This window comes from Lysobacter sp. Hz25 (assembly GCF_046097045.1).
In the GTDB taxonomy this organism is placed as follows: domain Bacteria; phylum Pseudomonadota; class Gammaproteobacteria; order Xanthomonadales; family Xanthomonadaceae; genus Lysobacter; species Lysobacter antibioticus_B.
Genome location: NZ_CP175666.1, coordinates 1,080,751 through 1,088,660 on the forward strand (window position 1 = coordinate 1,080,751; position 7,910 = coordinate 1,088,660).

Below are 7,910 nucleotides of genomic sequence, written 5' to 3' on the forward strand. Positions count from 1 at the left end.
GCCAGGCAGCTTAAAACCTCAAGTAATGTCGAGGTCAAGCGCTGCTGCGGATGCCCATACCGATGCCGCGGCGCGGTTCTTGTTCGTGCCCGGGTTGTTGCGCTGCGCCGTGCCGGCGGCGAACCGCCGGCGTGCGGTGTCTGCGGCTCAGGCCTCGGGCTTGCGCCGGAACTTGTAGATCACCGCGCCGACCGCGAGCGCGATCGCCGCCGCGATCAGGTTGGCGGTGCTGGCGCTGGCGAGCAGGCCGAGCGACAGCACGATCGCCGCGATCGGGATGATCGGGCCGCCCGGCAGTTGCAGCGCGCCTTCGCTCTTGCCATGACGCTTCTGCAGCACCAGCACCGACACCGCGGTGCCGATGTAGGTGCACAGGCGCGCCACCACCGAGAGCAGGGCGAGTTGCTGGAACGAACCGGTCAGCGCCAGCGCCAGCGCGACCACGCCCAGCAGCACCACCGCACGCGCCGGTGTGTGGAAGCGCGGATGGATCGCCGACAAGGCGCGCGGCCCATAGCCATCCTTGGACAAGGCCAGCAGATAGCGCGGGCCCATCATCACCGTATTGCTGTTGGTGCCGAGGATCGAGATCGCCGCGCCGACCGTCAGCACCAGCGCCAGCCCGGTGCCGCTGAAATGCGCGGCGGCTTCGGCGAGCGGGCTCGAGGATTGGGCGATGCCCGGCAAGGTGCCGAGCGCGACCAGCTGCACGGTGAAATAAATGATGGTGACCAGGACGATCATGGTCAGCAGCGCGAACGGCACGTCGCGGCGCGGATTGCGGTATTCGCCGGCGGCCGCCGGCAGGTTCTCGAAGCCGGCATAGGCGAACAGCAGCAACAGCGCGGCCTCGCCGAGGTGATCCATCGGCATCGGCGTGTCCGAGGACAACAGCGAAGCATCGAAATAGAACGCGCCGATGGCGACGAACAACAGCAGCGGCAGCAGCTTGCCGATCGCCAGGGCCACGCCGGCCCGCGCCGCGGTGCGCACGCCGATGACGTTGATCAGCACCAACAGGGCGAGCGAGCCGGCGACGACTACCACGCGGGCGACGCCGCCCTTGGCGGCCGGCCAGAACAGCCCGACCGCTTCGGCCAAGCCGTTGCTCAGCGAGGCCGCGGTCGAGATGCGCGTGACCAGCAGCATCCAGCCGACCTCGAAACCGGCGAAGGGGCCGAAGGCCTCGCGGGCGTAGAGATAGCCGCCGCCGGGTTGGTCGAAATAGCTCGCCGCCTGGGCGTAGCACAGCACCAGCAGGGCCACCGCGAATCCGGCCAGCAGCACCGCCCACAGACTGGCCGGGCCGAGCAGGGCGGCGGCGGTGGCCGGCAACAGATAGATGCCGCTGCCGATCACGTCGTTGATGGACAGGCCGACGATCTGCCAACGGCTGACGGCGCGGACGGTGCCGGGGCGTCCTTCGTCCGGAGCAGGGGCCGCAGCGGCGGCGGGCGAGGACGAAACGGGCGCGTGCGGCGTCGGCTGGCTCAAACGGTGGTTCCCCTCGCTCGGTGGCGGTGCGGCGGACCGCATGCGGCGCCGATCTCGTCGCACCTTAGTGCCTGCGGCCTGCCGCTTTCAATCCGCACTGCGGCATGTGGGCCGGAGCGAAGCGCATAAGCAGGCTGGGCCGGGTCGCAGCGGGGCCCGTCCGATGCGCGCCAACCTCGCCATGCGATCGAGGAGCGTCGAGCTGCGCCGAATGCGCGCCCGGTTCGTAAACGTTTTGTTGCGTTCAGTCGCGGTCGCGCCATCGCCGAAGGCGCGAATGAGGCCTGACGCACGTTTTCGCCGGTTCATCGGACCGCGTCTAACGCGTATCGCCGGCGGGCTGGTTAAAGAAACGTAGCCGCCGGGCTTAGCGGCGCGTTTTCGTTCATGGCGATGACGGCAGTGTGCAGTCCGTGCCTACGAACCACGGCACGCGTTGCAACAACGACGATTCAACCGATCCGATCGATTCGATTCACACGACACCGGAGGTAACCGCATCCATGAAGACCACCATTCGCACCGCACTGTACGGCCTGGCCGCGATCAGCGTGCTCGGCCTGGCCGCTTGCGCCAGCAAGGGCGAGACCACCGACGCGCCGGCGGCATCGAGCGCACCGGCGGCCGAAGCCGCCCCGGCCGATGCGGCCGCTCCGCCGGCGAGCGGAGACGGTTCGGGCACCTGATTCCAGGACGACGGCCATCGCTCGCGATGGCCGTCCCCAGCCAATGCAGAAGGGCGGCCGCGAGGCCGCCCTTTCTGTTGCGCCGGCCTGGGCGCCAGGGTCGATCGGGGTTCGAGCCGCTTTTGTGGCTGAACGCGATCTTGGCAATCGTGAACCCAGCGCCGCCGCCCTGACCTTCGGCGCTGGCGCGGGCCGCCGGCGGGCCTAGAATCGCGCCCAATGAACCCCCGTCCGTCCGCTACCGCCCTGCGTATCGTCGCTGCCGCCGTCCTGTTGGCGCTGGCCGCGGGCGCACAGGCGCGCACCGTGTATCGCTGCGTGCGCGACGGCACCGTCAGCCTCGCCACCGCGCCCGAACCCGGTTCGCGCTGCGTCGCCAAGGAGTTCGACGACAACGCCGCCAAGCTGCCCAATCTGTGGGGCGAGATGGGCGTGATCAACGGCAACCTCTACGAGCGCCAACAGGACGGCAAGACCGTCTACAGCACGCGCAAGCTGCCCGGTTCGGTGCGGGTGATGGGTTTCACCGTGGAAACGCCGCCCGGCGAGCCGGCGCATCCGGGCCTGGGCAAGGTCGGCAAGGCCCAGCTCGATAAATTCCCGGCGCAGTTCCGTTCCGCGGCCAAGGCCAGCGGTGTCGACGATGCCTGGTTGCGCGCGATCGCCCATGCCGAGAGTGGCTTCGATGCCAAGGCGGTTTCGTCCAAGGGCGCGCAAGGGGTCATGCAACTGATGCCGGAGACCGCCAAGGAGTACGGCGTGCTCGACCCGTTCTCGTCGACCGAATCGATCAACGCCGGCGCCCGCCACCTCAAGGCCCTGATGCGGCGCTACAAGGGCGACCTGATGTTGGTCGCGGCCGCCTACAACGCCGGCATCGGCACGGTCGCCCGTTATGGCGGCGTGCCGCCGTATCGCGAAACCCAGGAATACATCGCCAAGGTGCAGGCCCTGCACCAGCGTTATCAACTCGCCCTGGGCACGCGCAAGCCGGTGTTGAAGGCCGCGCAATAAGGCCGTGGCCCTCTCCCGCGTTCGGGAGAGGGCGTGGCCGGCACGGCGCCTGGGCTTACAGCGGGGTCAACCGCAGCAGGCGTGCATTGGTGCCGTCTTCGAGCAGCCAGACGTCGCCGTTCGGGCCTTGCTCGACTTCGCGGATGCGCTTGCCCATCGGATAGCGCTCTGCTTCGGCGGCGGTGTTGCCGCTGAAGCGCACGCGGATCAGGGCCTGCGAGGCCAGGCCGCCGATCAGGCCGTTGCCGGCCCAGGCCGGGAAGCGGGTGCCGGAATAGATGACGAAGCCGGCCGGCGCGATCACCGGGGTCCACCAGGCTTCCGGCGCGTTGAGGTCCGGGCGCGTGCTGTGGCGCGGGATCGGCGTGCCGTCGTAGTGATCGCCCTGCGACACCAGCGGCCAACCGTAATTGGAACCGCGTTCGATCAGGTTGATTTCGTCGCCGCCTTTCGGCCCCATCTCGTGGATCCACAGCTTGCTCTGCGCATCGAAGGCGATGCCGAGCAGGTTGCGGTGGCCGTAGGACCACACCGTCGCGGCGACGCCGCCGCGGCCGTAGAAGGGGTTGTCGGTCGGCACGGTGCCGTCGTCGTTGAGGCGGATGACCTTGCCGAGCGGGGAATTGAGGTCCTGGGCCGGATCGAACTTCTGCCGCTCGCTCGAGGTGATCCACAGCTTACGATCGGGGCCGAACGCGAGCCGGTGGCCGTAGTGATTGCTGCCGCTGACTTTTGGCTGGCGCCAGATCACCCGCAGTTCGCTCAGCGAAGCGCTGGTCGAGGTGATGTTGAGCTTGGCGCGCGCGACCGTGGCGCCGGCGGTGCCGCTGGTGCTGCCGCGTTCGGCGTAGCTGATGTAGATGTATTTGTTGGTCGCGTACTGCGGATGCAGGATCACGTCGCCGAAGCCGCCCTGGCCGCCATAGGCGACCGCGGGCACGCCGCTGACGGTGCGCGCGCTGCCGCCGATGGTCTGCAGCTTGAGCACGCCGCGCTTCTCGGTGACCAGCAGGCGGCCGTCGGGCAGGAAGGTCATCGCCCAGGGTTCGTTGAAGCGCGCGACTTCGGTCGCGGTGAACGGCAGCGCCTTGGTCGATTCGGCCGCGCTGGTCGCGCTGGCGCTGGCGTTGTCGAGGGCGCAGGCCGCGGGCGCGGCGAAGGCGCCGAGCAGCGCGGTGGAGCAAACGAGAGAGAGCATCGAGCGGTTCATGGTGGGTCTCCGATGTCCGGCAGGCGTGGGTTTGAGGCCGGCCGAGAGTGCCATCGAAGAACCGCCGGTCTTGCGACCGGATCGGCAGTTCGCGGCGTACGCAAGGCCGGCGCCGCGATTCGCAAACGCGATCACGCAGGCAATGAGGCCTGGACGCTACGAAGTCGTGAGTGCGCCGCCGTCGCGGCGGCGCGCAGGGCTCAGGCGAAGGCCTTGAGCGAATCGAACGGCAGCAGTTCGGCGCCGACCGCGTTGCGCAGCACCCGTGCCTCGGCTTGCAGCAGCAGGTCGCGGTCGCCGTCGATCACCACCAGGATGCGGCCTTGCTGGATATGCGCGTCGAACTTGCGCCGGATCGGGTCGGGCAGGGCCGAGCCCATCAGCGCCGAGGCCCAGCAGCCGACCATGGCGCCGGCCACGGTGGCCGCCGCCGCGCCGGCGATGGTCAGGCCGATCGGACTGATCACGACCGCGAGCAAGCCGGCCAGCAAACCGGTGGCGCCGCCGTAGCCGGCGCCGCGCAGCGCCGCCGACATCAGGTCGGTATCGGCTTCCTTGCGGTCGTTCGGAATCGACTTGAGTTCGATGTCGGAACGCGCGATCAGCAGGATGTCGTCGTCGTGCACGCCGGCTTCGCGCGCGGCATCCATGGCCGCTTGCGCGGTGGCGAGGTCGGGCGTGCTGAACACGTGGCGGGTCTTCATGTCGCATCTCCGGATGCGGACGGTTCGCCTTGATGGGCGCATGCCGTCATGGGGCGCCTGAGGGCGCCGATCGCATCGGCCCGGCAAGCGGCTGCTGCCAGCCCGGGGGGCCGTATCGTCATCAGCTTCCGCCGCGGCTGGTTAGTCCAGAGTGAGCGCGCGAGCGCAGGCGACGAACGGTCGCTCGCGATGCGCTGCCGCAGTCAGGAACGAGGAATCACTGGACTCAGGAATCGCCCCGGCACCATGCTATGCGCAGTCCGTTACCGGGGCATCGCCATGTTGCCGAGCGTCGAAGTCCAATGTCCTTACTGCGGCGAGCCGATCGACCTGGTCGTCGACGATTCCGCCGGCGACCAACGTTATATCGAGGACTGCCAGGTCTGTTGCCGGCCGATCGTGGTCGCGGTCAGTCTCGACGAGGACGGCCAGCCGCACGTGGCGGTCTACGCGGAAGACGAGGCGTGATGCTCCTGGCGCCGCACGGGGCAATGTTCTCGGTTCGTCGTTCGAGCGGGGTTTGACCACGATGCCGAGCGCGAAACGCGTCGCGACGGCGAGTTCGGGCAAATCCAGGCAGGCTGCCGCCGAGGTATTGAGCGCACGTGCGCTCAACCGCGCGCTGTTGGCGCGGCAGTCCTTGCTCGAACGCAGCGGCGAATCCGTGCCGGCGATGGTCGAACGCCTGCTCGGCCTGCAGGCGCAGGCGCCCAATCCGCCTTACCTGGGGCTGTGGACGCGCTTGCGCGACTTCGCCCTCGACGACCTGACCGCTGCAATGCAGGCCCGCGAAGTGGTGCGCGCGACGATGATGCGCGGCACCTTGCATCTGGTCAGCGCGCAGGATTATCGAAGGCTGCGCCCGGTGTTGCAGCCGGTACTGCAGCGGCTGTCGTTGCAGAGCGGTCATGCGCGGGCGCTGCAAGGTTTGGACTTGGCGGCGTTGCGCCGGGCCGGCTTCGAGGCCTTGCGCACGCAGCCGCTCAGCGCGACGGCGCTGGGCGAGGCGCTGCGTGCGCATTGGCCCGATCACGACGCAAACGCACTGGCTTCGTTGGTACGCGGCGCCGAGCCCTTGGTGCACGTGCCCCCGGCAGGCCTGTGGGACTCGCATAAGCCCGCGTGTTTCGCCACCGCGATCGATTGGCTGGGCGCCTCGATAGACGACAGCGCCGACGAGGCGGCGATCGACGCGATGCTGTTGCGTTATCTCGGCGCCTTCGGCCCGGCCAGCGCACGCGACGCGACGACCTGGTGCGGGCTGACCGCGACGCGCGAACGGCTCGAGCGCTTGCGCCCTGCCTTACGGGTGTTTCGCGACGAGGCCGGCACCGAGTTGTTCGACCTGCCCGATGCACTGCGTCCCGACCCCGCTACGCCGGCGCCGGCGCGGTTGCTGCCCGAGTTCGACAATGTCTTGCTGTCGCACGCCGAGCGTTCGCGCATCTTCGACGAATCCTTGCGGGGCGCGATCTTCACTCGCAACGGCCTGGTTGCGGCGACGATCCTCGTCGACGGCTTCGTCGCCGGCACCTGGAAGCTGCAGCGCGACGCCCGCTCGGCGAGCTTGACCCTCGCCCCGTTCAAGCGGCTCAAGGCCGCCGATCGCGAGGCCCTGGAGCTCGAGGCCGAGCTGTGTTTGAGCGTGGCGGCTCCGAGTCAGGCGCAGCGCGAGCTGCGTTTCGTTGCAGCGACCGCATAGAGACGCCGCGGCCTGCGCTTTGCGCCGCCTGTGAATCCGACCTTGAACGATGAATGCGCGGTTGCGCGAAGGGCGTATCGATCGCGTTGACCTGTGCATTCGTAAAGGTTGTGTTGTGTTCAGCGAATGCGCGTCGTCGTCGCGCCGGCTATTGGCGCTATAGGTCACGTTTTGCCGTGCTCCGGCAACTCACTTCGCCGATGGCCTAACGGCATCGGCCGCGCTTGTGGTTAAGCGAACGTAGCTTTAACGCTTACGGACGCCGATCGGTTCAGAAGCGCGGCGGCAAGGTGGACTCGTGCGGTAAGCGCCACCGGCAGTCGAGACCGCGCAGTACAGCAAACTCATTCCAGGAGACATTCATGAACCAGATTTCCCGCAAGTCGCTGATCGGTACCTTGGCTCTGGTCGCTTCGCTGTCCGCGCCGCTCGCGTTCGCACAGTCCACGACCGCCGCGCAGACGCCGCCGACCGAGGACGCCGCCGCAGCGGCCACCGGTGCACAGGACGCAGCAGCGACTTCCGCCGCCCAGCCGACGGCCGCCGCCGCCCCGCAGAAGAAGAGCTGGGCCGACGTCGACGGCAACAAGGACGGCAATCTGAGCAAAACCGAGGCCGCTGCCGTGCCGGCGCTGGGCCAGGTCTTCGAGCAGGCCGATGCCGACGCCAACGGCGCGTTGACGCCGGACGAATACAAGGCTTACGTCGCCAAGGTCCAGTCCAACGGCGGCGCCAAGAACGGCGGCTGATACCGCCTATCGGGGTGCAGGATCTCCTGCGTTGTGTAAAGGGCGGCCCTCGGGCCGCCCTTTTTTATGGACGCGATTCCCAGCGACGGCGGCTTCAGCCGGCTGGCCGGCACGCTTCTCCCAGTCCGCAGACTGCCGCCGGGTCGCGACCATAGCGGTCTTTGAGGGGCGTCGCCGCCGAAAGACCGGGGCCGCGGGAGCGACTCGCTTATCCCAGGACTGACATCTGACTTTTGCCGGCTGCCCGAGTCCGCCTGGCAGCTTGGCCGTGGCCGCCGGCGAGGCTTGGTGGCGGTCGCGATCGCCAAGGCCAGTACGGCTCTTCTTAGACGTTGGCTGAACGGTTCAGGC

General features: G+C 68.5%; 8 protein-coding genes. 5 read left to right on the plus strand and 3 right to left on the minus strand.

Features of this window, described 5'->3' with window-relative positions:
- Positions 1 to 147 precede the first annotated feature (147 nt).
- On the minus strand, positions 148 to 1,383 hold the full coding sequence (locus tag ACKN61_RS04540) for an APC family permease (RefSeq protein WP_408953756.1): 1,236 nt from the start codon (positions 1,381 to 1,383) through the stop codon (positions 148 to 150).
- 614 nt (positions 1,384 to 1,997) lie between these two features.
- Here ACKN61_RS04540 and ACKN61_RS04545 point away from each other — a divergent pair.
- Positions 1,998 to 2,180, plus strand: coding sequence for a hypothetical protein (locus ACKN61_RS04545; protein WP_057916776.1), 183 nt, complete (start codon positions 1,998 to 2,000; stop codon positions 2,178 to 2,180).
- 219 nt (positions 2,181 to 2,399) lie between these two features.
- Entirely contained in the window at positions 2,400 to 3,194 is a 795-nt protein-coding gene (locus tag ACKN61_RS04550) for a lytic transglycosylase domain-containing protein (RefSeq protein WP_408952501.1), read from the plus strand.
- A 55-nt stretch (positions 3,195 to 3,249) separates the two neighbouring features.
- Here ACKN61_RS04550 and ACKN61_RS04555 read toward each other — a convergent pair whose 3' ends face one another.
- Both ACKN61_RS04555 and ACKN61_RS04560 read right to left on the minus strand, forming a co-directional pair.
- Positions 3,250 to 4,404: a PQQ-dependent sugar dehydrogenase gene (locus ACKN61_RS04555; RefSeq protein ID WP_408952502.1), complete on the minus strand. Its 1,155-nt coding sequence runs from the start codon at positions 4,402 to 4,404 to the stop codon at positions 3,250 to 3,252.
- Positions 4,405 to 4,604: 200 nt separating this feature from the next.
- Entirely contained in the window at positions 4,605 to 5,108 is a 504-nt protein-coding gene (locus tag ACKN61_RS04560; RefSeq protein WP_031371974.1) for a hypothetical protein, read from the minus strand.
- A gap of 279 nt (positions 5,109 to 5,387) precedes the next feature.
- Here ACKN61_RS04560 and ACKN61_RS04565 point away from each other — a divergent pair, with 279 nt between their 5' ends.
- The 3 genes from ACKN61_RS04565 to ACKN61_RS04575 all read left to right on the plus strand — a co-directional run bounded on the left by ACKN61_RS04565 (position 5,388) and on the right by ACKN61_RS04575 (position 7,559).
- A complete protein-coding gene (locus tag ACKN61_RS04565) occupies positions 5,388 to 5,576 on the plus strand; it encodes a CPXCG motif-containing cysteine-rich protein (RefSeq protein WP_057919899.1) in 189 nt (62 codons plus the stop codon).
- Between the two features lie 61 nt (positions 5,577 to 5,637).
- Positions 5,638 to 6,810, plus strand: coding sequence for a winged helix DNA-binding domain-containing protein (locus ACKN61_RS04570; protein WP_408953757.1), 1,173 nt, complete (start codon positions 5,638 to 5,640; stop codon positions 6,808 to 6,810).
- A 362-nt stretch (positions 6,811 to 7,172) separates the two neighbouring features.
- On the plus strand, positions 7,173 to 7,559 hold the full coding sequence (locus tag ACKN61_RS04575; protein ID WP_408952503.1) for an EF-hand domain-containing protein: 387 nt from the start codon (positions 7,173 to 7,175) through the stop codon (positions 7,557 to 7,559).
- Positions 7,560 to 7,910 lie beyond the last annotated feature (351 nt).